Origin of the sequence: Natrinema thermotolerans, from assembly GCF_031165565.1 — an archaeon.
Classification (GTDB): Archaea; Halobacteriota; Halobacteria; order Halobacteriales; family Natrialbaceae; genus Natrinema; species Natrinema thermotolerans.
In genome coordinates, this window is sequence record NZ_CP101873.1 from 2,007,055 (window position 1) to 2,030,740 (window position 23,686).

A 23,686-nucleotide genomic window follows, 5' to 3' on the forward strand; every position below is an offset into this window, starting at 1 on the left:
TTTTCTACGCAGGTCCGTCGTCGGCCGAGTCGACGCCCCGGAAAGCGAAAGCGATGCGGTCGCCGTCCTCGGCGACGCCGACGTCCCAGCCGTGGGCGTCGGCGATCCGTTCGACGGTGCCGAGCCCGTACCCGGTGCCGTCGGCGGCGGCCAACTGGCCGGGTACGGGCTCCGTCGCCGGACTTCCCTCGTCGGCGTCCTCACTGGCCCGCCGGGCGACGTAGAACCCGTCGTCGGTCGCGCCGACGGTGACGACCGGTGGCGTCTCACTGGTGCCGTCGTCGCGCCCGCCGCCACCGTCCGTGCCGCCCTCGCTCTCGGCCGTCTCGTCGATAACGGCCGCCAGCACGTGTTCGAACAGCTCCCGGAGCCGCGCCTTGTCCGCCTCGAGGACGCGGTCGTTTGGCGCCTGCGTCACGAGCCGCGCGTCGCCGGTGTCGACGGCGACCCAGGCCCGCCGGGCGACGTCGTGGACCGCGACGGGTTCGGTCTCGACGAGGACGTCGTCCTCGCGGGCGATCGCGGCCAGTTCGTCGATCCGTTCCCGCAGCAGTTCCTGTGCCTCGTCGACCTCCGCGAAGTGGTCAGGGTCGCCGGTCTCGGCCGCGAGTTCGAGATAGCCCCGGGCGACGTTCAGCGGCGTTCGAACGCCGTCGTCGACCAGGTCCGTGATCGTCTCGAGGCGCGCCCGCGCGGCGGCCAGTTCCCGCTCGGTCCGGTTGGCCGCGGTGACGTCGCTGTAGACGATCAGCCCCTCGGGGTTGTGATCGTCGCGCTCCGGGTCGGGTTCGACGGGGACCAGCGTCAGCAGGAACTCCCGGACTCCCTCGACCGACTCCCGGCGGCTGACGAGCTGGCGACGCTCGCCCGACCGGAGCGCGTCCGCCAGTGCGGTCTGTCGGTGTTCGAGTCCCGGCGGGACGGCGTCTTCGCCGACCGGCGTCCCCGTAATCGACTCGGGATCGACGTCGAACACCTCGCGGAACGCGTCGTTAACGTCGCGGACGACCGGCCGGCCGTCCTCGGTCTCATAGCGGATCGTCGGCTCCGGGACGTTCGCGAACAGCGCCCGGAAGCGATCGCGTTCGTCTTCGAGTCGGTCGCGTTCCTCGGCGAGTCGATCCCGTTCGCTCCGGAATCGATCCCGCTGGTTCTCGAGGCGGTCCCGCTCGCGTCGGCGACCCGTTTCGTCGTCGATCCGCTCGCGGACCGCGCCGGCGGCCTGACACCACGCCGAGAGGACCTCGCAGTCGGCCTCGTCAAACGCGTCAGGTTCGGCGGCGGCGACACAGAGCAGGCCGACGTCGCCGACGGGGACACAACACAGCGACGCCGCGTCCGCGAGCGGGGCGGCCAGCCGATCGTCGGCGGCGAGGTCGTCGATCCGAAGCGCCTCGCCGGACTGCAGGATGCCCTCGAGCGGTCCCTCGCGGGGAAGCGGCGATAGCTCGTCGGTCCCGATCGCCGATGTCGTCACCCGTGGCTCGAACGTCCCGAAGTTGACCGTCGACAGCCAGCAGCGATCCCGCTCGAGGGCGTCTGCGACCGTCTCGACGACCAGCTCGAAGAGCCGGTCGCGGTCGCGACAGGCGGCCAGCTCGGGGACCGCCTCGAGCAGCCGCTCGGCCGCCCGGTCGGTCGACGGCGCCCGGTCGCCGGCCAGCGCGATCGCAGCGGGTTCGGACTCGGACTCTCGTTCCGGCCCGTCGGCCACGGTCCCGGCCCCCGCACAGACCCACTCGATCTCGTCGGCGAGGTGCGAAACGGCGTCGTCGGTGTCCCGGCGAACGTAGCCGTCGATCCCGTCGGTCGATCGGGCGGCCGTCGGCGCGTACGACGACTCGGTAAAGAGGACCAGCGGCGTTTCCCCGCAGGCGTCGACGACCTCGAGCAGCGTCGCTCCCGCCGCCGTCGTCGGCGTCTCGGCGAAGACGACGCAGTCGGCTTCGGCCGCCCAGTTGCGGACCCGCTCGACCGTCGTCACGGCGTGGACCGACCGCGTCGGCCCCGACTCGACGGCCTCGAGCGCGGCGGCACCGTCGCTGGCGGCCCGTTCGGTGTCGGCCACGTAGAGAACCGTTCGGGGTCTCGAGGTCGCCGAAGGGGGTGTGCCGTCGCGGCTCACGTCTGTCCCACGTGACTGGACTCGCGGGACAAAGTTCTGTCGTCGCTATCGACCGGTGAGCCGGGTCGTCAGAGCGGCGGCCGTCGATCGGGAACGCCACGCCGACCGGAGCCGGCGGAGCCAGTAGCTCCCGACGACGACCGCAGGGACGAGCCAGAGGGCGCCGAAGGGCCCGTACCACTCGTAGACGTACGCGGGTGCGGCGGCGACGAACCGGGCCACGCCGAACGCGCCGACGAGCGACACGGCGGTGACGAACAGCAAGCCGTCGTCGTCGATCGGGGCCTCCCAGAACCGCAGCGAGCCAGCTCGCCGGGCGTCCGCCGCGACGAGTGCGAGCGCGGCCGCGCTCGCACCGACGGTCAGCCCGGTCGCGAGATCGAGATCGAGGACGTAGCTCCCGACGACGAGGTCGCCGAGCGCGACCGGGACCAGCGGGAGGAGCGCGGCCAGTCCGGGACCGCCGTTCCAGAGCGCATAGCAGACGGGAACGACCAGCAGCGTGAGCGCGACGAGCGCGATAAAGACCATGCTGAGCGCGTCGAACCCCGTCGTCGAGACGGTGTCGAGGACGTCGCCGCCGACGCTCACTCGCGCCCCGAGGTAGCTCCCGGCGAACATCGCGACCAGTCCGCCCAGATACGCAATCGTCAGCGCCGTCCGTCGCCGATAGCGGCCGACGAGGGGATGCTCGAGCGCGGCACCGATCGACGTGGCCGCGCCCGTCGCGTTCCGGCCGTCCGTGCCGGGACTCATGGCTCCTCCGCGATGACGGTCGCGAGCCCGTCGTGGTCGGGCTCCGTCTCGTTTCGCAGATCGATCGCGCGCGGGGAGACGCGCCACCCCTCGTCGGCGAAGATCCGTTCCATCGTCTCCCGGCCACGCAGGTAGGAGGTGACCCCGTGTGTCGGCCGGGCGGGGGTATCCTCGTGGGCCTGCATGGAGACGACGCCCTCGAACGACCAGCACCGGACGTGTCGCCGCCCGTTGATCCCGTAGTAGGTCTGGGCGGCCGTCGCCTCCTGACGGACGTACTCCTCGGTCGTCCGATCCCAGGCGTACCGGGTGTACTCTTCGGGGTTGCGGACCCACCCCTCGTCGACGAGGACGGACATGATCCGCTCGAGGCCGCTCTCGCCCCCCGCAGCCGGGAGGACGACGACGTTGAACGGGGCGGTCGCCCGGTAGCCGTCGAGCGTCGGCTCGTAGTGGTAGCGGCCGATCGGTGTCTCGTCCTCGTCGGTGATCGGGTCGTCGACCCAGTCGCCGGCTTCCGCGGGCGGTTCGGCGGCCTCGACCGTCCCGCTCGGGTCGGTTGCGTCCGGTGGGGACGGAAGCAGTGCCGCACCCGAGACGGTCCCGACGCCGGCCAACCCGGCTTTTCGCAGGAGGTTCCGTCGCGTCGACACGGTTACCTCTGCCGTCGCTGGCGTCCGACTCCCGAACCCGGAGTCGACGGCGGGCACTCTCCGCCGTCGTCGCCGATCGCTCGTCGTTCGCCTCGGTTCCGCTGACCCTGTCTCATTGGTCACTATTTCAACAAGATCATATTTATTAGTTTTCCAATTTGACACGCGGACAATAACGCGCAGCGGCGGTCCCTCTCGGGGACTCTCACGCCTGATCGTCGTCGGTCGACATCCGTGTCCGGCCGTTACGTTCCCGATCACGTTCGCCCCGCTCGCCGGCGGGCGGCGGGGTTGCGGAACTGTTTTACGCGCTGCAGGGCCAATAGACGCGTAATGAGCGAACTGGCGGCGGAATACCGCCTCGAGTACTTCGAGGAGGAAGGGTTCGAGCGCAAGGAGTGCCCGAAGTGTGGCGCGCACTTCTGGACGCGCGATCACGGCAGGGAGACCTGCGGTGAACCGCCCTGCGAGGAGTACGGCTTCATCGACAACTCCGGCTTCGAGGAGTCGTACGACCTCTCGGGGATGCGCGAGGCCTTTCTCTCTTACTTCGAGGACCACGACCACGAGCGAATCGATCCCTACCCGGTCGCGGCGAACCGCTGGCGAGACGACGTCTTGCTGACCCAGGCGTCGATCTACGATTTCCAGCCGCTGGTGACCAGCGGCGAGACGCCCCCGCCCGCGAACCCGCTGACGGTCTCCCAGCCCTGCATCCGGATGCAGGACATCGACAACGTCGGCAAGACCGGACGGCACACGATGGCCTTCGAGATGATGGCCCATCACGCGTTCAACACGCGCGAGGAGGTCGAGGAAGACGAGTACGCCTACCACGGCGAGGTCTACTGGAAGGACCGCACCGTCGAACTCTGTGACGGCTTCTTCGACTCGATGGGCGTCGACCTCGAGGAGGTCATCTACATCGAGGACCCGTGGGTCGGCGGCGGCAATGCCGGCCCCGCTATCGAGGTCATCTACCGCGGCGTCGAACTCGCCACGCTCGTCTTCATGTCGATGGAACAGGACCCGGACGGCGAGTACGAGATGAAAGACGGGAACCGCTACAGCCCGATGGACACCTACATCGTCGACACGGGCTACGGCCTCGAGCGCTGGACCTGGGTCTCACAGGGGACCCCGACCGTCTACGAGGCGGTCTACCCCGACATGATCGCCTTTTTGAAGGACAACGCCGGCCTCGACCACACCGACGAGCAGGAGGCACTGATCCATCGGGCCGCGAAACTCGCGGGCCACATGGACATCGACGAGGCCGAGGACATGGAGACCGCCCGTGGCGAGATCGCGGCCGAACTCGACGTCGACGTCGACACCCTCGAGGAACTGATGGAACCGCTCGAGGACATCTACGCGATCGCCGATCACTGCCGGACGCTGGCGTACATGCTCGGCGACGGCATCGTCCCCTCGAACGTCGGTACCGGCTACCTCGCGCGGATGGTGCTTCGCCGCACCAAACGGCTCTGTGACACGGTCGGCGTCGACGCGCCGCTGGACGAACTCGTCGACATGCAGGCCGAGCGCCTCGAGTACGAGAACCGCGACACGATCCGCGACATCGTCCGCACCGAGGTCGAGAAGTACCGCGAGACCTTAGAGCGGGGCGGTCGACGGGTCGAGACGCTGGCCGAGGAGTACGCGGAGAAAGGCGAGCCGATCCCCACCGAGGAACTGATCGAACTCTACGACTCCCACGGCATCCAGCCGGACATGGTCGCGGAGATCGCCGAGGAATCGGGCGCGGACGTCGAGATCCCCGACGACTTCTACAGCCTCGTCGCGAAGCGCCACGACACGCCCGAGGCCGTCGCCGAGGACGAAGACGAGGAAGACGAGCGCTTCGCGGACCTCCCCGAGACGGACAAGCTCTACTACGACGATCAGGGGCGCACCCAGTTCGAGGCGGTCGTGCTGGATGTCTTCGAGCGCGAGGACGGCTACGACGTCGTCCTCGATCAGACGATGTTCTACCCCGAGGGCGGCGGCCAGCCCGCGGACACGGGGACGCTCTCGACCGACGACACCACCGTCGAGGTCGAAGACGTCCAGATCGAGGACGGCGTGATCCTCCACCGGACCGACGAGAGCCCCGGCAAGGGCGAGTTCGTCAACGGGCAGGTCGACGGCGGTCGTCGCCGTCAGCTCATGCGCCACCACACGGCGACCCACATCGTCATCCACGCCGCCCGGCAGGTACTCGGTGAACACATCCGCCAGGCCGGCGCACAGAAGGGGGTCGACTCCTCGCGGATCGACGTCCGCCACTACGACCGGATCTCCCGGGCGGACGTCAAGGAGATCGAGTCCCTGGCAAACGAGATCGTCATGGACAACACGCAGGTCACACAGGAGTGGCCCGACCGCCACGACGCCGAGGCCGAACACGGCTTCGACCTCTATCAGGGCGGGATCCCGCCGGGCGAGCAGATCCGGCTGATCACCGTCGACGAGGACGTCCAGGCCTGCGGCGGGACCCACGTCGCCCGCACCGGCGACATCGGCACGATCAAGGTCCTCTCGACCGAGCGCGTCCAAGACGGCGTCGAGCGGATCACCTTCGCGGCCGGCGAGGCCGCCATCGAGGCCACGCAAGCGAAGGAGGACGCCCTCTACGAGGCCGCCGACACCCTCGACGTCTCCCCCGAGGACGTCCCCGAGACCGCCGAGCGATTCTTCGAGGAGTGGAAAGCTCGAGGCAAGGAGATCGAGGACCTGACCGAACAGCTCGCCGCGGCCCGCGCCGGCGGCGGTGGCGGCGGCGAGGAGGTCGAGGTCGGCGAGACGACCGCCGTCGTCGACCGCATCGACGCCGACATGGACGAACTCCGCGCGACCGCCAACGCCCTCGTCGAGGACGGCAAGATCGCCGTCCTCGGCAGCGGCGAGAGCGGTGCCCAGTTCGTCGTCGCCGTCCCTGACGACGTGGGCGTCAACGCCGGCGAGGTCGTCGGCGAACTCGCAGCCAAGGTCGGCGGCGGCGGCGGCGGCCCACCGGACTTCGCACAGGGCGGCGGCCCCAACGTCGAGGACCTGGATGGCGCGCTCGAGGACGCCCCCGACGTGTTGCGCCAGATCTTGAACGCCTGATCGGCGGTTCGACGCCGTTCGATCTCCCGCTCGAGTCGAAACCGTCCCCTTCTTTCACCGCCGCCCCGTCGATTCTCTCATGCCGACCGCAACGAACGGCTCCGTCTCGCTGTACTACGACCGTGCGGGCGAGGGCGCGCCCGTCGTCTTCGTCCCCGAGGCCGGCCTCGGCGGCTGGCTGTGGGGCTGGCAACACGCCGCCGTCGCCGGCCCCCACGAGGCCGTCGTCTGGGATCTCCGTGGGACGGGTCGCTCGGATGCACCGCCCGGTCCCTACGACCTCGAGACGCTCGCCGCCGACCTCGAGGCGGTGCTGGCCGACTGCGGGATTCCGAACGCACATCTCGTCGGCTGCGGGCTCGGCGGTGCGATCGCACTTCGTGCCGCTCGAGACTCGAGTCGCGTCGCGACGCTGACGCTGTTCGGAACGGCGGCCGAGGGCGAGGCGTTCGACCTCGAACCGCTCTTTGCGCCGCCGGACGACCGTGACGCGCTTCGGGAGTCGCTCACGGCCGGCCTCTCGACGGACTTCCGCGAGGCCCAACCCGACGCACTCGAGGGGATCGTCGACTGGCGGGCCGACGGCGACGCCGAACGGGACGGCTGGGAGGCACAGGTCGCGGCGCTCGAGGGGTTCGACGCGACCGACTGGCTGGTCGAGGTGACCCAGCCGACGCGGGTGATCCACGGCGGCGCGGACGAACTCGTGTCGCCGGCGGCCGGGACGGCGTTGGCGCGGGGACTGCCCCGCGGGGAGTTCCGCAACCTCGAGGGCGCGGGGCATCTCTGTTTCATCGAGCGCTCGCGGACGGTCAACGATCTCCTGCTGGGCTTTCTCGCGGATCGGACGGATGAATCCACGTAACGGCTCGGCCGACGCGGGGAGTGCTTGCGACTGACCCCCGCCATACTACGTATGCGAGCGTGGAAGCGACCTCCGTGACCCTCTCGCTGGCCCGCTGGGCGGACCGCTTCCCGGATCGGACGGCGGTCGTCGACATCTCCGAGGATCGGCTGTACGCGCCCGCGGAGACGATTCACGAGGACCGGGTTTCCTACGGAGCGCTGTCGGCGATCGCAGACCGAACCGCCGAACGGCTCGCCACGCTCGGGATCGGACCCGGCGACACGGTCTGTCTCGTCACCCGAAACCGGGTCGCGACGCTGGGGCTGTTTTTCGCCTGTCGACGGCTCGGGGCGACGCTCGCGCCGGTTTCCCATCTGCTGACGCCCGCCTCCGTCGAGCGTCCCTTCGGTGTCCTCGAGCCCGAGATCGTCGTCGCGGAGGCGGCCCAGCGCGATCTAGTGCGGTCGATCCCGTTCGACCGATCGGTGACGCTTGCGGAACTGTCCGAGACGGATCGCGCCGGTGTCGAAGTCGACGATCGCCGGCCGGGCGACGCTCCGCTGCTCGCCCTCCATGGCCAGTCAGGTCGACCGGTCGCGGGCTATGCGAGCGAGACCCTCAAACGCAACTGCCGGACGGCCGTCGCCGCGTGGGGACTGGCCGCGAACGACGTCGTCCCCCTCACGACGCCGCTGGCCGCGCCGGACGGGCTCGTCCGCGTCGCGCTGTCGGTGGTGTACGTCGGCGGAACGCTCCTGCTCGATCGGGCCTTCGACCCCGGCGACGCCGCGACCGCGATCGCCGAGGAGGGAGCGACGCTGTTGCCCGGTCGAGCGACGGTCCTCCGCGATATCGCAGCCGAAACCGGCTTCGACGCCGCCGCCGACCGGCTCGAGCGTGCGGTCTGCGAAGCGCCGGTCGACGACGACGTGATCGAAACTTACCGGGACCGGGACGTGCCGGTCGCACGGGCCTACGGCCGCCTCGAGTGTCCGACGGCCCTGAGCGAGGGGTTCGTCGGCGACACCCGTGTCGACGAGTCCGAGGGGTCACCGGTCGGCCGTCCGGTTCCGGACTGTCGTGCCCGGCTGGTCGACGACGAGGGGACGGTCCTCGAGGGAGCGGCCGACGGCCGCCTCCAACTCTCGGGGCCGGTGGTGGCCGACGGTTACGTAAACGCTGCCGGAACCGCCGACGAACAGCGGGACGAGCCGACCGCACTCGAGCGTACCGGGGACGACGCCGGCGACCGCGGTTGGATCGCCGACGGCTGGTTCGATACGGGCGACCGGTTCCGGCGGGACGAAGCGGGGACCTACTACCTGCGATGAGTCGCAGTCGCGAGCGTAACCGATTTCGATTCCGTCGGCGCTCGAGGCGCGGCGCTGGCCGTCGGCAGTTGCGGCAACCACGGCATCGGGCGGAACACCTATTCTTGTCCAGTGGGCAGTATGGCGTAATGAGTAAACCCCGAATCGCCGTCCTGAACGCGGCTCACCGGGACGAGAACACGACGCGGAACTTCCGACGGGAACTCGACGCCTCGCTGGCGGAGTTCGACGCCACCGACGGTACAGTCCCCGACGACTTCGACTACGACGGTGCCGTCGTCACCGGCTCCCGCTCGTCGGTCTACTGGGACGACGACTGGATGCGGCCCGTCAAGGAGTGGGTCGGCGAGGCGATCGATCGCGGGATCCCCTTCCTCGGGGTCTGTTGGGGCCACCAGCTGCTCGCCGACGTCCTCGGGGGCACCGTCGAGGACATGGGTGTCTACGAGGTCGGCTACAGCGAGATCGAACACACCGGCGACTCGCGGCTGTTCGACGGCATCGACGAGACCTTCCTGTCCTTTACCAGCCACTCCGACGCGGTTACTACCCTCCCGCCCGGTGCCGACCCCCTCGCCGAAAACGACTACTCGAACCACGGCTTCCGCACGGGCCGCGTCTTCGGCGTCCAGTTCCACCCCGAGTACGACGCGAAAACCGCCCGCGAACTCGTCCACCGCAAGGACCTCTCCGACGAGCGCCGCGAGTCGATCCTCGCCGAGATCACCGCGGAGAACTACCGGCAGGCCAGCGAAGCGAAACTCGTCTTCGACAACTTCCTCGAGTTCGTTCGCGAGGTGCGCGCGGACGGTGTCGATTCCGGGACCGACAATCGGACTGCGACTCGAGCCGGTCGCTCCGACTGACTAGCCGGTTCCCCCTCCGATTGCTATCTGCTCGAACGGCATTCGATAGCGACTGTAACGTTCTGAATTCGCCCGTCGGAAGACATTGCTCGTAGCGGGAGAACAGTTTTCTCAGTGGAGTCCGCTACTAGCGCATATGAGTACCTCGATCAAGGTCACGGATGTCACGAAATCGTACCTCGAGGAACTTCAAGCAGAGATTCGCCTCGAGACGGGAACGAACGTGACTCAACAGGACCTCCTCGAACGGATCGTTACGAACACGTACGAATCGAAAGACGAGATAATCGACTCGTATCGGGACGATTTCGAGCCACTGTCGGAGGACGAGATCGATCGGTGGCTGTCCGGAACCGTCGACTCAGGTGTCGAGACGACGGAAGAAGACATCGATGAGGTTCTGTACGGCGAATGAGCGTATTTATCGACACTGGTGTTTTCTTCGCGCAGCACGATCGTGCCGCAGCGAGGCATGAAGCGGCAGCCAATGCAATGCAGACAGTCCTCGCAGGCAGTCTCGGCCGTCCATACACGAGCGACTACGTGATCGACGAAGCGATCACGCTTACCCGGAAACGAACGGGTAGCTACGACGCCGCGTGGACTATCGGACGGCGAATCCTCGGTCGTGGTGGATACCCGGATCGGATCGAACTACAGCAGACGACACCGGAACTGTTCGAGGAGACGCTCGAAACGTTCGAGAACTATCGGGATCATTCGCTTAGTTTCACGGACGCGAACACGATCGCGATCGTTGAGCGGGACGGTATCGATTCCGTTCTCAGCTTCGACGACGACTTCGACGGCCTCGTCGATCGGATCGATCCGACGATAATCGGCGACGACTATAGTAGCCGTTGAAACGATTTACACGCTGATCGCAACGCTGTCGTGCGATCAGGTGTGCAATGACTTTCAGCGGCTACTATAGCAGTACAACCGTTCGAATTCTCCCGTTCGACCGATCCGCAAAACGAATCCGATTCGTCGGCTACCGGACCGACCGGAGTGCCAATCAGTCCGCGGCGACTTCGACCTTCGCTTCGTCTGCCTTGCCGATGGCCTCGACGATGAGTTCGGCCACGTCGACGATCTCGATCTCGTCCTCGAAGTCGCCGGTCTTGCGGCCGTCCTCGTACATCGTCATACACATCGGACAGGCGACGACGAACTTCTCGATCCCGCTGCCGGCGTCGGTGTCCTCGAGCGCCTCTCGAATGCGTTCCTCGCTTGGCTTTGGCTCTTCCTCGAAGTCCATCCAGAGGCCGCCACCGCCGCCGCCACAGCAGAAGGAGTTGCTGCGGTTGCGGGGCATCTCGTCGAGCGTACAGCCGGTCGCTTTGATGAGTTCGCGCGGGGCCTCGTACTCGTCGTTGTATCGACCCAGATGACACGGGTCGTGGTAGGTGACCGTGTAGTCGAGTTCGGTCCCGTCCAGGTCGAGTTTGCCGTCCTCGACGAGCTCCTCGACGGCCTGGGTCCAGTGGTAGACGTCGATCTCGCCGTCGTCGTTCCACTGCTCGTCGTACTCGAAGGGCATCATCGGATCGTCCGAGAACTCGTCGAAGTTGAGTTCCGGGTACTCGTTCTTGAAGGTGTTGTAGGAGTGGGGGTCCGTACAGACGATCTTGTCGAACTCACAGTCCTCCCACGTCTCGACGTGGTGGCCGGCCAGTTCGACGTAGAGCAGTTCCTCGCCGACCCGCCGGATGTCGTTGCCATCGAACTTCTCGTCGTCGAAGAGGATGCCGAAGCTGACGTCGGCCTCCTTCAGAATCGTCGCCAGCGAGCGGGCGACCTGCTTGTTGCGCTCGTCGTAGCTCGGGAAGTCGCCGACGTACCAGAGGTAATCGACTTCCTCCTCGCGGGCGTCGGTGACGTCGAACTCGAGGTCCTCGGTCCAGTCGCCGCGATTGCGTGGCGAGTCACCGAAGGTGTTGCCGTTCTGCATGACGTTCTGGAAGACGTCCTGCATGCTCGAGGAGACGTCGCCCTGATCGGTCTGCTGGCGGTTGAGCCGGGTGAAGCTCTTGAGGTGTTCGATCTCGACGGGGCAGGCGTCCATACAGGCCATACAGGCCATACAGGAGTCCATCGTCTCGGAGTTAATCACCGAGGTACCGCCGTCGGCGATGATCGGTTTCTCCTCCCCGCCGGCCTCGAGATCCTCCCGGTAGGCCTTCAGGTCGAGGATGACGTTTCGCGGGTCGAGCGGTCGGTCGGAGGCCTTGGCCGGACAGACCGACGAACAGCGGCCGCACTTGGTACAGGCGTCCTGATCGAGGATTTCCTTCCAGGTGAAGTCGTCGATGGATTCGGCGTTCGTCGCGTCCAGATCCGAGGGGACGTTCGGCAGACGCGCGCCGGCCTTCTCGTCGCGCGTGACGACGTTCGCAAAGGAGGAGATCATGTGGAACGGCTTCGCGTAGGGGATCCACGCGATGAAGAAGAACGCGATCAGCGAGTGGGACCACCACGCGAGCCAGTGGAGGTTCTCGACGTTGAAGCCGCCCCCGTTCAGTCCGGCCTGGTCGGCACCCAGTGTCGGGAGCCCGACGGCGTCGAAGCCAAGCGCCATTCCGTAGGCGACGAAACTGACGACCTCGTGGTCCGGAATCCCGGCGCTGTAGACGCGCAGCCCCTCGAGCAGGAAGCCGCCGATGCCCAGCGCGAACAGCGTCCAGATGAAGATATCGTCCTCGTTGGAGGTGTGTCGGCCCCAGAGACGGTGGTTGCGCACCCAGTAGCGCCGATACATCGCCATCCCGATGCCGACGACGAACAGCAGCCCCAGCGCGTCGACCATGAACTGGTAGGCGAGATAGAAGTCACCGTCCCAGAACGACATGTGAAGGATCTTCTGGGCGGCGTACTCCTCGGCCATCAGGATCAGCGTCGCGATAAACAGCGTCAGGAATCCCCACAGGATAAACGAGTGCATCAGGCCGCCGTAGAGGTCCCTGTTGAACTGCTTCTCGTTCGAGAGCACGATCTTGGCCGAGCTCACGATGCGGTTCGGCAGGTCGTTCAGACGCGCGAAGGAGTCGTCGTCGCCCTGCGAGTAGCGGGCGAACCGCCGATAGACGCCGTAGGTGAAGACGGCGATGGCGGTAAACGCGAGGAAGTAAAACGTCGCGTACTCGACGCTGGTGATACCCCAGTACGTCTCCCTCGCCACGTCTGACTGTGCTAGTGCATGCATATCCAATGACGGGGAGGGCGGTAACTTAATTCTTGCCACACTCGGTCGAAGGCAACCCCGACGCCGTCTTGCGAAAATTTTCCTACTATTTCGAGTTTATAATAGTCGTCCATGTTCGTTTCGCCCGCCCAACCTATCTGGCAACAGGCTTAAATAGCCGCCCGTCGGGAGTGTCCACCCATGAACGACAAAACCGAGGAACTCCGGGACATCTTCACCGACGTCACCGACGGCGAGGAGACCGTCACCGAATCCCAAGAAGATACCCGCGGCTCCTTAGAGCGGGACGAACGGACGGATCAGGAACGCCTCGAGAGCGTCGTCCAGCAGATGCGCGAGCGCTACGAGTTCGAGACGCCCCTCGCAGACGAGGAGTTGATAACGGTCGCCAGAGCCTTCTACGACGCTCGGAGCGACGACGAGATCGCCGACGAACTCGGCGTCGATGTGGACGCGGTCTTCGAGGCCCGCATGTCGCTGCATCTCGTGGACGAGGACGACGCCGACGAAGTCGACCTCGCGGCGATTCGTGATCGCGGCGAGGACGACGCGACGCTGGCGGCGGAGTACGGCGTCAGCGAGGACCGGATCCGTCGGTACCGCCGTGTCGCCGAGGCGGACGACCAGTCTCGGACGGCGAACGACCGCTACCGCGACGAGTTCGATAGTGTCCTCTCGGACGCCGACCTCTCCGAACGCATGGCCTCCGACCTCCGCGAGGACGGCCTCGAGGATGCGACCGAGGGGATGGAGACGGACGTGGAGTTCTAGAACCGAACTTTTTGCGCCTCGGGTTCGCCGCAGGCGAACCACTCGGCGCAAAAACTTCGATGAAAAAGGCCGAGCGCTCGCTCCGCTCGCGCTCGGCACGACCGATTGCACCGCCGTTTCCGGCGAGACTTCTTATACGAAGCCGCGGCCAGACGAGGCGTGACCCGCTCTCCCGTCTCGTTCAGCGACCTGCGGACCGCCGCCTACTGCCCTCGAAAGTGCTACTATCAGCAGCGACTGCCGGCCGAGGAGCGCGAGCCACCGCCCGAAGTCGACTCGATCCGGGCGCTCGAGCCCCGCTACGAATCGCTGCTCGCGGCCCCACCGGGAGATCTCGAGGACGAACCGATCGCCGTTCCGGCGGTTCGGTACCGGGATCGACTGGCGGCGACCCGGGACCGGCTCGCGGAGAGCGGGCAGTGGGACCGGCTTCGAGACCCGCGCGACCGCGACGTGTTCGCCACCGGCCGCCACTGTCGCGGGATCGTTCACAAGGTCCTTTCCGACCCGCTCGAGCCGGTGCTGGTGTCTTCGGGAGACCCACCCGAGAACGGCGTCTGGGAGTCCCAGTCGGTCCAGGCGGTCGCGGCCGCGAAGGCAGTCGCCTGGGAACACGAGACGTCGGTCGAACGGGCCTGGCTCGAGTATCCCGCCCATGGCGTGATCCGCTCGGTCGACATGACGACCCGCCGGAAAGCGACCTACAGAAGCGCGTTGCGGGCGGTCCGGGAGATCGACGGGCCGCCGGCGCGGACGACCAACCGCTCGAAATGTGAGTCCTGTGAGTTCGCGGCCGAGTGCGGGGTCAAGACGCGGACGCTTCGATCGCTGCTGGGGCTGTAGGCTCGGCTACCGTGCCAGTACGTGTTTCAGGACCGCGGTCGTGACGGCGAAGACGAGCCCGAAGACGATGCCGATGGGCACCGCGCTCTCGGGCGACTGCCCGCCGATCACGATCTGGCTGCCGGCGTACACACCGCCGGGGACCGTCACGATGAGGAGGAGCCATAGCACTGGCCGCGTCCGAAACCACGAGTCGGTGATGGGCTGACTGCTCATGGGCGGCGTACGGAAACACGTCGTACCGTTGTCGTATGTGGGTTTCGTTGTCAAAGGGGGCAGCAGCGACGTGTTCGGAGCGACCGGCAGCCACGGCTGCTGCGGTTCAGTGTCGCTCGAGCCAGGCCTCGATCTCGTCGGCCATCGCACCGCGGCGGTGGATCGTTCCGCTCGAGACGTCGACGACGGTACTCTCGGTCCCGCCATCGGTCTCGCCGCTGCCGAGGACGACGGTCGCGGCTTCGCGGATTTCCGGATCGAGGTCGTCGATCCGGCGTGCGCTTTCCCGGCCGCTGACGTTCGCGCTGGTCGACGTAATCGGCGTCCCGGCCCGCTCACAGAGTCGCAACGCGACCGCGTGGTCCGGGACACGGATCCCGACGCGGTCCTGGCCAGCCGTGAGTTCGTCCGGAACCCTCTCGCGTCGCCGACAGAGGACCGTCACGGGGCCGGGGAGAAACGTGCCCATGAACTGCCGTTCCCGCTCGGTCGCGCGGACGTGCTGTAGCGCTGACGGGACCGACGGCACCGCCATGGAGACCGGCTTCGATCGGTCCCGGCCTTTCACCTCGAAGACCCGCTCGACGGCGGCGGGCGAGAGGGCGTCCGCGGCGAGGCCGTAGACCGTCTCCGTCGGGTAGACGACGAGTTTCCCCTCCTCGATCGCCTCGGCTGCGCGGTCGTACTCGCTCATTCGGGTCGAACTCGGCGGATCTCGGGCAAAAACCTGTCGCTCAGCGCCGGTCACTCGAGGCCGAGTTCGGCCTCGAGGGCGTCGTAGTCGGGGAAGTCGGGCCAGTCGGTGGCGACCCACGCGCCCTCGATCGTGCGGTCGTCCGCGAGCGCGAAGAAGGCGACGCGGGGTTCGCCGAGGCCGGTCATGCCGTCGAGGTCGTGGGCGATGCCGTAGGACGCGGCGACTTCGTTGCTCGGGTCGCTAAAGAACGTGAAGGGGTAGTCGTTGTCCCCGAGGAATCGTTTGACGCCGTAGGGTGTCGAGGCCGTGAGGCCGACGACGCGGCCGGCGCGGTCGTCCCAGTTTCGCTCCGTCAGTTCGTCCCAGACGTACTTGGCGAGGAACGAGCCGGTCATCGGCGTGAACACGAGGATCGTCGGGCCGTCGGTCTCGGCGACGATCTCCGACAGCGTTCGGTCCTCCCAGAACTCGTCGGTGACGAGCGGCCGGGTAAAATCCGGTGCCGTCGTGCCGGGCTCGGGATGATCCGCCGGCCCCAACTCGACGACATCGAACTCCGGCATCAGTCGTCACCTCCGGCCGTCGCCGCGGCTCCCTCGCCATAGGTCGACTCGAGGTAGTCGACGATATTGGCGCTTTCGGCCATCGTGACGCCGGTGTTCTCGTCGACGACGACGGGAACGGTCCGGACGCCGGCGACGCGTTTGACGACGTCTCGCTCGGAGTGCATCGGTTCGACGAACCGCGAGCGATAGCCCAGCTCGTACTCCTCGAGGAGCCGCGCGACTCGCTCGCAGAACGGACAGCCTTGGAGCCGGTAGAACGTGATCTGTCGGTCGTCGGTGTCGCTCATCGTCGCGTCTAGGGGAAACAGCCGGGTAAACGTGTCGTCGGCGGCGGCGATGGCCGTCATTGTAAAATGGGAAACGGTTAACCGATCCGGCTATTAGGCTGTACATCAATGGCGTTGTCTCCGTCGCTTGCGGTCCCGATGGTTGCCTACGAGCTGCCGGTCGTGGGCGTCGAGTTCGATCAGTCGATAGTGGCGGCCCTCGGCGCACTCGTGATCGTCGTTCTCGTCGCCCTGTCGGCGTTTTTCTCCTCCTCGGAGATCGCGATGTTCAACCTCCCGAAACACCGTCTCGAGGGGATGTTAGAGGAAGAGATCACCGGCGCGGAGCTGGTGAAGTCGCTCAAAGACGATCCCCACCGGCTGCTCGTGACGATTCTGGTCGGCAACAACCTCGTCAACATCGCGATGTCGTCGATCGCGACGGCGCTGCTCGGCCTGTACTTCGAGTCGGGGCTGGTGCCGGTCGTGCTGTCGACGTTCGGCGTGACGGCGATCGTCCTCCTGTTCGGCGAGAGCGTCCCCAAGTCCTACGCCGTGGAGAACACCGAGTCGTGGTCGGTCCGCATCTCGAAACCGCTGAAGCTCACCGAGTACCTACTCTTTCCGCTGATCGTCCTCTTCGACTACCTCACCCGGCAGATCAACCGCCTCATCGGCTCGACGGGCGCGATCGAGTCGCCCTACGTCACCCGCGACGAGATCCAAGAGATGATCGAATCCGGCGAGCGCGAGGGCGTCCTGGAGGAAGAGGAACACGAGATGCTCACGCGGATCTTCCGCTTTAACAACACCATCGTCAAGGAGGTGATGACCCCGCGACTCGACATGACAGCGGTGCCGAAAGACGCCCCGATCGACGAGGCCATCGAGACCTGTATCCAGAGCGGTCACGCCCGCATCCCGGTCTACGAGGGCAGCCTCGACAACGTGCAAGGCGTCGTCCACATCCGCGATCTCGTCCGGGACCTGAACTACGGCGAGGCGGCAAACGACGAACTCGAGCTAGCGGATCTCATCCAGCCGACGCTACACGTTCCCGAGTCGAAAAACGTCGACGAACTGTTGACCGAGATGCGGGAAAACCGGATGCACATGGCCATCGTTATCGACGAGTTCGGCACCACCGAGGGGCTAGTGACGATGGAGGACATGATCGAGGAGATCATCGGCGAAATCTTGGAGGGCGGCGAGGAACAGCCCATCGAGGAGATCGCCGACGACACCGTCCTCGTCCGCGGCGAGGTCAACATCGAGGACGTCAACGAAGCGCTGGACATCGAACTCCCCGAGGGACAGGAGTTCGAGACCATCGCCGGCTTCATCTTCAACCGTGCCGGCCGGCTCGTCGAGGAGGGTGAGGAGATCACCTACGACGGCGTCCGTATCACCGTCGAGACCGTCGAGAACACCCGCATCCTGAAAGCCCGACTCACGAAACTCGAGCAGCCGGACGACGACGAACCGGAACCCGACGACGCAGCGCCGCTCGAGGCCGACAACGACCACGAGTAGCCCGCCGGGTCACTGCTTCCTGTCGATCGAGCGCGACCGCGGGCCGGATCAGCTCTCCGAACCGACGAGTGCGGCGACATCGCGTGCGACCGCCGGCGGGACGACGATTCGACGGGGTCCCTGCACGTACTGCCCGTCCGGCTGGGCGTACGTCAGCGAGAGGACGGCCGCGTCGCCGAGGCGGCGGATCGAAACCGCTTCGATGACTGCGAGATCGATCACCTGTTCGGGTTCGTAGAGATAGATCGTTCGCTCCTCGGGGTCGAGCCTGCCGACCGACTGGAGAAACGACGCGAGAACGAGCGCGACGAGCGCGAGCGGAACCGATGCCGCCGCGACGAAGGTAAAGGGACTGGCACCGACGGCCAACAGTTCGTTTTGCGAGACGTACCGCCCGACCCCCATCAACAGGCCGATGACACCCCCCATCACGACGGTCCCGACGGCCGCGTCGACCGCGCGGTCCAGTCGCTTCTCGCCGGGGATGTCGACCGGGAGTCGCTCGAGGTGGCGTTCGGTGTCGCTCGAGGCGGCGACCGCGAGGACGGTCGCGGCGATGGCTGCGATGAGCGCGACGACGACGGTGTGGCCGGTCCCGCCGGCTGCCTCGCCGGCGAGCCTGTAGAGCCGCCAGCAGACGACCGTCAGGATCGCGGCGAAAAAGGTGCCGACGCCGAACGTCCACAGCAGTCGGACGGTACGTGAGGTACTGGCGTCACGACGCCACTGGATCGTCTCGTCGTCGGCATCGGTGACGTCGACGGCGTCCTCGTCCATACGTCGGACTCACGACCCGTCGGGTAAAGACCGTTCGATGTCGGCCGGCTCACAGCAGGACCGCGGCGACGGCGGTGTAGCCGACAAAGGAGACGGTGATCGCGCCGGCCAGCGACCCGATCCACGCGAGGACGGTCACGCCCATTTTGCGGGCGCTGACGCCGCCGCCGGCGCCGGCCGCGGCGTAGCCGCTCCCGATGATCGCGCTGACGATGATCTCGTTGAACGAGACCGGAATGCCGTAGAAGACGGCGGTCTGGGCGATGATAAACGAGGGAATGAGCGCGGCGATCGACCGCCGCGGACCCAGCGAGGAGTAGTCCTGCGAGATCGCCTTGATCATTCGTGGCGCACCGGTCCACGACCCCAGCAGGAGGCCGAACCCGCCACCGACCAGCATCGCGAGCAGCGGCAGATCGAGTTCGCCCGACAGCGGGATCAGCGGGCCGATCGCCAGCCCGACCTGACTGCCGCCGGCGGAAAAGGCCACGAGCCCGCCCAACACGAGCAGGAAGTGCCGCTCGCCCCGTTCGGTGCCGTTGCGGAGGTCCAGCCCGATCGCGACCGCCCACAGCACCGCGATCACGGCCGTTGCGAGGGCGGTCCCGGCGATCGCCGGCCCGGGAAGCGAGACGCTCGAGGCCTGTGCGATCGACTGTCCGCCCGCGTCCGCCGGGCCCAGCAGCGCGAACTCGATGTTGGCGACGATCGCGCCGACCACGGCGGCCAGCACGACGATGAGATACTCCTCGGGGACCACCTCGGCGCGTAGCGCTCGAGCGACCGCGTAGGCGATCGAGCCGCCGACGAACGGCGTGAGAACCCACAGGGTGGCGATCTCGCTGTATTTCGCCCACGCCGGATCGCCGCCCATCGCGAGGCCGACGCCGATGACTGCCCCCGTGACGGTAAACGCCGTCGCGATCGGGTACCCCGTGAAGATCCCGATCGCAACCAGGGCGGCCGCGATCAGCAGCGCCAGCGTCGCGGCCAGCGAGGAGAGAGTTACGCCGCCGATCAGTTCCGTCCCCACCGCCTCGGAGACGTTGGCTCCCTGCAAGACTGCGCCGGAGAAGCCGAGCAACCCGACGAGAAAGCCCGCTCGCATCACCGAAATCGCGTTCGCACCGACCGCCGGCGCGAACGGGGTCGACCCGCTCGAGCCGGCACCGATCGCCCACGCCATGAAGAGGCTCGCGATCGCGGCGACGCCGAAGGTCCCGAGCGTGGCGATATCGACCATCTATCCGCTTCCTATTAGCGGCCCCTACAAGTGTGTGCCGACCTGCGGTCGCCAGTGGCGGCCGAGCGGCTAAACCGCGGAGTCTGCTCGAGTCAATGCGGTGGAAAGATCCGTGAGAAACTGTCCGATCACAGATCCGTTTTGTGCCGCGTCGGAAACCCGCATACATCACTCCACTGGCTCGGAATCGGTCGCGACGTGCTCGAGAAAGAACGCCCTGTGTTTGTACAGGATCCATAGGCCGGTCAGCCAGAGTGTTGTGGCAGCCACGGCACTTAGTAGTAGATCGTCATCGCCTTGGACAGTACCTGAGTCGAGAATCCCAAGAAATCCCCCTGTAATATGAAAACTCCAACCGAGGAATCCACCGGCGAGGCCGATTGGCCGGCCAGTGATAATCGTCCAGCCGATACCGACTGTACACACACTGATGACGATTGCTGGCCAGATCTCCAGGGGGTTCTCTCCACTACTGGCTTGAATACCGTTCCTAACTCCGTTGATTAGGATGAGCCAGCCCAGTATTCCGACGCTGAGCGGTGTCCCGTCGGCGGTCGGCTCGAGGAGCCATTTCGCGGTCGCGCATCCGTCGCGCTCCATACGATGCTTCTATCATTCAGACATATACCCTTTTTATTTTCTAGCGGATCGCTCCGGGACCGAGCGAGGCGGCGATCCGACGGGGCGTCTCAGTTCGTCGTCGACCGCGAGTTGTCGTCGGGCTCCGGCGGCGGCTCCGCGCCCTCGATGGCCTCGGCCGCGTCGGTGTCCTTTTCGACTTCGACGTGCCAGCGGTCGATCTCGTCCTCGTACTCGGCGAGTCGTTCCGAGACGGCTTCCTTGAGGTCGTCGTCGTTGACGTTGACCTCGAAGACGAACTGTTCGCCGTTGCCGCCGTTGCGCGTCGACTGCTGGACGTTTGCGCTGACGAGTTCGTTGTCGAAGTAGTAGGGCGCGAGCTGGGTCATCACGTTCTGGTAGACCGTGTCCTCGACCCGACGCAGGGCCTTGCGGCTCGCGGAGTCGGCCGCGCGCGCGACGTAGTCGATCGACTCCTTCCAGTTGTCGACCGCGGCCCCGGCGTCGTCGTCCTCGAGGCTCTCGTAGGACTCCGAGAGCTTCTCGCCGGCGGTCTTGATGTCCTCGTCGGGCTCTTTGCCCGCTTTCTCGCCTTTGCCTTCCTCGACGCTGGCCTGGTCGGCGGTCTTTTCACTGACGTCGGAATCGAGGGTTTCGTGGGCCTTGGGTCGCCACTCGTCCCACTCTTCGAAGGCGCGCGCGAAGCGCGCGTCCCACTCCTGGTCGGGATCGTGGACGTCGACGTCGCGGAGCGCGCGCGTGATTCGCTCCCCGTGTTCGACGATATCGCCCCAGTCACCGCGGACTTTGAACCCCGAGATGCTCTCTTCCATTCGGCTGGCCGAGTGGTAGCGTGCGGACAGGTATAAACTTCTCTGCCGTCGGTCACGTGGATCGGTTCCGGGGGACGTTACCGCTGGCCGCTCGTCCCGCGGCCGCCCATCGACTGCTGGCCCATCCCCTGGCCGCCGGACCGTTCCATCGATCCCTGCGTTCCTTGGCCGCCCATCGACTGCCCGCCGACCATCTCGAGCAGCGTCGTACAGGAGTCCATCGTCCGATCGATCGCTGAGATCGTCTCGGCGACGTGGGGATGTTGCTGGAACTGCTGGAGTTCCGGCAGGCCCTCCCGGGCGATCCGGATGAACGTGTCCGCGATTTCGGGGCCGAACATCGAGTCCCTGGCGATCAGCTTCTCGTTGAACGCGGCCAGTTCCGCGATGTCGCGACAGATCGCCGCACACGTCGCCAGCTGTGGCCCCTCCGAGGCACACATCTTCGCACACCAGTCGGCGACGTGGGACAGTTCGGTGAAGTCCTCGAGCGCGATTCGCAGTTCGTTGGTGAGGTGGTCCTCGAACGATCGCTGGCCCTGCGTTCCCTGGCTTCCCATCCGCTGGCCGCCGCCAATCGACTGCTGACCACCCGTTTGTTGGCCGCCGCTGGTCGGCTGCTGGCCGCTCATTCGTTGCCTGCCCATCGGTTGTTGCCCGCCCGTCCCCTGCATTCCGCCTCGGCTCGTCGGTTGCTCTCCCGTCGGTCCCTGTCGCGGCTGCTGGTGGTGCTGGTTGCTCATTGGAATTCCTCGCCCGTGATCGGGCACCGGTGGCTACGCCGATCGGCCGATTAAACCGGAGCCACCGTTACGACCGTTTCGGCCGGACGAAGGCCGGTTTCGGGTATCGTAGCGACCGCCCGAATTTCGGGCGAAGTGTGGCTTGCGCCTCGGTAAAACCCTGTTAGCGGTCACAATTCATCCTTTCCCCCGGTGCGACCGTCTCGACACGGTGTCGCGTCGCACGGTCGTCGCCGCTGATCGACACTGTGAACTACCCGGCGAGTGGCCATACGGGTATGCCGATCGAAGACCGGGACAACGCCTATCTCATCACTCACGCACTGGCCAAGGACACGCTGAGTCGGCTCCGCGACGTCGAAACCGAGCAGGTCAGCTTCCGGAAGGGACTGGTCAAACTCGGCCGGATCTGCGGCTACGAGATCATCGACGGCCGCATGGAGACCGAGTACGTCGAGATCGAGACGCCCTTAGAGCAGACGATGGGCGAGCGCGTCCGCGGGCTCGACGACGTCGTGATCATCAACGTCTTGCGCGCGGCGACGCCGTTCGTCGAGGGACTGCTGAAGGCCTTCCCGCGGGCGCGACAGGGCGTCATTAGCGCGAGCCGCGACGAGGAGGCCGGCCGCGAGGAGGACGGCTCGTTCCCCATCACGGTCGACTACGTGAAACTGCCCGAAATCACCGAGGACGACACGGTCATCATCGCCGACCCGATGCTCGCAACCGGGAGTACGATGTGTACCGTCCTCGATCACATCGTCGAGAACGCGGTGCAACCGGAGAACCTGATCGTCCTCTCGGCGGTGTCGGCACCGGAGGGGCTGCTCCGGGTCGACGATAAGTTCGACGAGGCAGACCTGCTGACGGTGTCGATCGACGACCGACTCGACGAGAACGGCTTCATCGTCCCCGGACTGGGCGACGCCGGCGACCGCGCGTTCCGCACGACCTGATACGGTTTGCTGTCCCGATGTCCTGGCGGGACTGCAGGGCGGTCGCGGTCCCACCGGTAATGACGGACAGTCGACCGTATGAACTCGCGCTCGAGGTATCACCGAGCGGACTGGTGGCGACGGACTTTTGCGGACCGCCTCGTACAGACCCCCATGGAGTACAGCGTCGTCGATCCGGACGACCTCGAGTACGTCGACGAACGGCCCTGTGACCTCCGTCGACTGAGCGACGCGGCCGGCCTGGACAACGTCGCGATCAACCGCTTCGACGCGGCACCGGGCGAACAGTTACCGCTGGCCTATCACGTCCACGACACCCAAGAGGAGGCGTTCCTCGTCCTCTCTGGGACGCTCCACGTCGAGACGCCCGAGGGCGACCTCGAGGTTCCCGAGGGATCATTGTTCGCGGCCCGGCCGGAGTCGCCACACCTGGCCTACAATCCCGAAGACGCCGACGAACGGGTGTCGGTCGTGGCGATCGGTGCGCCGGCGGTCGACGACGTCGCGCCCTACGAACCCGAGGCGTAACCTCGAGCGTCCGCCACCTCCCCGCTGCAGGCATCGATTCCCAGCGCCGCGTTCACCGGCTACTGCTGGCTGACCGCGGTGGCGAGCAGGTCACTGCCGGCGATGAACGTGGGGTGCCGATCGGCCGGATATGGTCCGGTAGCCGATTGAGACGCACTGCGAGGACGATGCAACCGAGACCGCCGACGTTTCTGGCCGTGTTCATTCGAACGATCCCGGTGTGAGTATGGGTGTCCGCGAC

24 protein-coding genes are annotated in these 23,686 nt (G+C 66.5%); 11 read left to right on the forward strand and 13 right to left on the reverse strand.

Annotated elements, in window-relative coordinates:
* Positions 1–4: 4 nt before the first annotated feature.
* From NP511_RS10360 to NP511_RS10370, 3 genes are read right to left on the reverse strand one after another with little or no spacing between them, the layout of a single operon-like run.
* A complete protein-coding gene (locus NP511_RS10360; RefSeq protein WP_049965247.1) occupies positions 5–2,125 on the reverse strand; it encodes a GAF domain-containing protein in 2,121 nt (706 codons plus the stop codon).
* Between the two features lie 45 nt (positions 2,126–2,170).
* Entirely contained in the window at positions 2,171–2,881 is a 711-nt protein-coding gene (locus NP511_RS10365) for a hypothetical protein (RefSeq protein ID WP_049965246.1), read from the reverse strand.
* Positions 2,878–3,534, reverse strand: a complete 657-nt coding sequence (locus NP511_RS10370) for a hypothetical protein (protein WP_049965412.1) — start codon at positions 3,532–3,534, stop codon at positions 2,878–2,880. Before NP511_RS10370 ends, NP511_RS10365 begins: the two co-directional genes overlap by 4 nt.
* Before the next feature lie 333 nt (positions 3,535–3,867).
* Here NP511_RS10370 and alaS point away from each other — a divergent pair, with 333 nt between their 5' ends.
* The 6 genes from alaS to NP511_RS10400 all read left to right on the forward strand — a co-directional run bounded on the left by alaS (position 3,868) and on the right by NP511_RS10400 (position 10,553).
* Positions 3,868–6,645: an alanine--tRNA ligase gene (gene alaS, locus NP511_RS10375; protein ID WP_049965245.1), complete on the forward strand. Its 2,778-nt coding sequence runs from the start codon at positions 3,868–3,870 to the stop codon at positions 6,643–6,645.
* A gap of 79 nt (positions 6,646–6,724) precedes the next feature.
* Positions 6,725–7,510 (forward strand): alpha/beta fold hydrolase, encoded by a 786-nt coding sequence (locus NP511_RS10380; RefSeq protein WP_049965244.1) that lies wholly within the window; start codon positions 6,725–6,727, stop codon positions 7,508–7,510.
* A 59-nt stretch (positions 7,511–7,569) separates the two neighbouring features.
* Entirely contained in the window at positions 7,570–8,823 is a 1,254-nt protein-coding gene (locus tag NP511_RS10385) for a class I adenylate-forming enzyme family protein (protein ID WP_049965243.1), read from the forward strand.
* A 128-nt stretch (positions 8,824–8,951) separates the two neighbouring features.
* Complete coding sequence (locus NP511_RS10390) at positions 8,952–9,689, forward strand: type 1 glutamine amidotransferase (protein ID WP_049965242.1); 738 nt, start codon at positions 8,952–8,954, stop codon at positions 9,687–9,689.
* Positions 9,690–9,825: 136 nt separating this feature from the next.
* Positions 9,826–10,104: a hypothetical protein gene (locus NP511_RS10395; protein ID WP_006648485.1), complete on the forward strand. Its 279-nt coding sequence runs from the start codon at positions 9,826–9,828 to the stop codon at positions 10,102–10,104.
* Entirely contained in the window at positions 10,101–10,553 is a 453-nt protein-coding gene (locus NP511_RS10400) for a type II toxin-antitoxin system VapC family toxin (protein ID WP_049905484.1), read from the forward strand. The genes NP511_RS10395 and NP511_RS10400 overlap by 4 nt, the downstream gene beginning before the upstream one ends.
* Before the next feature lie 154 nt (positions 10,554–10,707).
* Here NP511_RS10400 and NP511_RS10405 read toward each other — a convergent pair whose 3' ends face one another.
* A complete protein-coding gene (locus NP511_RS10405; protein WP_049965241.1) occupies positions 10,708–12,894 on the reverse strand; it encodes a (Fe-S)-binding protein in 2,187 nt (728 codons plus the stop codon).
* Between the two features lie 180 nt (positions 12,895–13,074).
* Here NP511_RS10405 and NP511_RS10410 point away from each other — a divergent pair, with 180 nt between their 5' ends.
* Both NP511_RS10410 and NP511_RS10415 read left to right on the forward strand, forming a co-directional pair.
* Positions 13,075–13,665 (forward strand): hypothetical protein, encoded by a 591-nt coding sequence (locus NP511_RS10410; RefSeq protein WP_049965240.1) that lies wholly within the window; start codon positions 13,075–13,077, stop codon positions 13,663–13,665.
* 159 nt (positions 13,666–13,824) lie between these two features.
* Positions 13,825–14,508: a CRISPR-associated protein Cas4 gene (locus tag NP511_RS10415; protein WP_049965239.1), complete on the forward strand. Its 684-nt coding sequence runs from the start codon at positions 13,825–13,827 to the stop codon at positions 14,506–14,508.
* A 6-nt stretch (positions 14,509–14,514) separates the two neighbouring features.
* On the opposite strand, the gene NP511_RS10420 is transcribed toward NP511_RS10415, so the two are convergent.
* The 4 genes from NP511_RS10420 to NP511_RS10435 all read right to left on the reverse strand — a co-directional run bounded on the left by NP511_RS10420 (position 14,515) and on the right by NP511_RS10435 (position 16,274).
* Positions 14,515–14,724, reverse strand: coding sequence for a hypothetical protein (locus NP511_RS10420; protein ID WP_049965238.1), 210 nt, complete (start codon positions 14,722–14,724; stop codon positions 14,515–14,517).
* 106 nt (positions 14,725–14,830) lie between these two features.
* Positions 14,831–15,418, reverse strand: a complete 588-nt coding sequence (locus NP511_RS10425; RefSeq protein ID WP_006648490.1) for an L-threonylcarbamoyladenylate synthase — start codon at positions 15,416–15,418, stop codon at positions 14,831–14,833.
* Positions 15,419–15,468: 50 nt separating this feature from the next.
* Positions 15,469–15,984 (reverse strand): redoxin domain-containing protein, encoded by a 516-nt coding sequence (locus NP511_RS10430; protein WP_049965237.1) that lies wholly within the window; start codon positions 15,982–15,984, stop codon positions 15,469–15,471.
* Positions 15,984–16,274: a glutathione S-transferase N-terminal domain-containing protein gene (locus NP511_RS10435; RefSeq protein WP_049905504.1), complete on the reverse strand. Its 291-nt coding sequence runs from the start codon at positions 16,272–16,274 to the stop codon at positions 15,984–15,986. The genes NP511_RS10430 and NP511_RS10435 overlap by 1 nt, the downstream gene beginning before the upstream one ends.
* A gap of 108 nt (positions 16,275–16,382) precedes the next feature.
* Here NP511_RS10435 and NP511_RS10440 point away from each other — a divergent pair, with 108 nt between their 5' ends.
* The gene (locus NP511_RS10440; protein ID WP_049965236.1) at positions 16,383–17,786 is read left to right on the forward strand and encodes a hemolysin family protein; all 1,404 of its coding nucleotides are present in this window, start codon (positions 16,383–16,385) and stop codon (positions 17,784–17,786) included.
* Positions 17,787–17,834: 48 nt separating this feature from the next.
* Here NP511_RS10440 and NP511_RS10445 read toward each other — a convergent pair whose 3' ends face one another.
* The 5 genes from NP511_RS10445 to NP511_RS10465 form a co-directional block, all read right to left on the reverse strand.
* Entirely contained in the window at positions 17,835–18,563 is a 729-nt protein-coding gene (locus NP511_RS10445; RefSeq protein WP_049965235.1) for a hypothetical protein, read from the reverse strand.
* Between the two features lie 49 nt (positions 18,564–18,612).
* Entirely contained in the window at positions 18,613–19,806 is a 1,194-nt protein-coding gene (locus tag NP511_RS10450) for an inorganic phosphate transporter (RefSeq protein ID WP_049965234.1), read from the reverse strand.
* Positions 19,807–19,974: 168 nt separating this feature from the next.
* Positions 19,975–20,406 carry a hypothetical protein gene (locus NP511_RS10455; RefSeq protein WP_049965233.1) on the reverse strand — a complete coding sequence of 144 codons (432 nt, stop codon included), beginning with the start codon at positions 20,404–20,406 and terminating at the stop codon, positions 19,975–19,977.
* An 89-nt stretch (positions 20,407–20,495) separates the two neighbouring features.
* Positions 20,496–21,218 (reverse strand): DUF5828 family protein, encoded by a 723-nt coding sequence (locus NP511_RS10460; protein WP_049965232.1) that lies wholly within the window; start codon positions 21,216–21,218, stop codon positions 20,496–20,498.
* A 77-nt stretch (positions 21,219–21,295) separates the two neighbouring features.
* Positions 21,296–21,778 (reverse strand): four-helix bundle copper-binding protein, encoded by a 483-nt coding sequence (locus tag NP511_RS10465; RefSeq protein ID WP_049965411.1) that lies wholly within the window; start codon positions 21,776–21,778, stop codon positions 21,296–21,298.
* A 461-nt stretch (positions 21,779–22,239) separates the two neighbouring features.
* Between NP511_RS10465 and upp the strand changes: the two genes are divergently transcribed.
* Positions 22,240–22,917 (forward strand): uracil phosphoribosyltransferase, encoded by a 678-nt coding sequence (gene upp, locus NP511_RS10470; RefSeq protein ID WP_049965231.1) that lies wholly within the window; start codon positions 22,240–22,242, stop codon positions 22,915–22,917.
* 153 nt (positions 22,918–23,070) lie between these two features.
* The gene (locus tag NP511_RS10475) at positions 23,071–23,445 is read left to right on the forward strand and encodes a cupin domain-containing protein (protein ID WP_049965230.1); all 375 of its coding nucleotides are present in this window, start codon (positions 23,071–23,073) and stop codon (positions 23,443–23,445) included.
* The last annotated feature ends 241 nt before the right edge of the window (positions 23,446–23,686 follow it).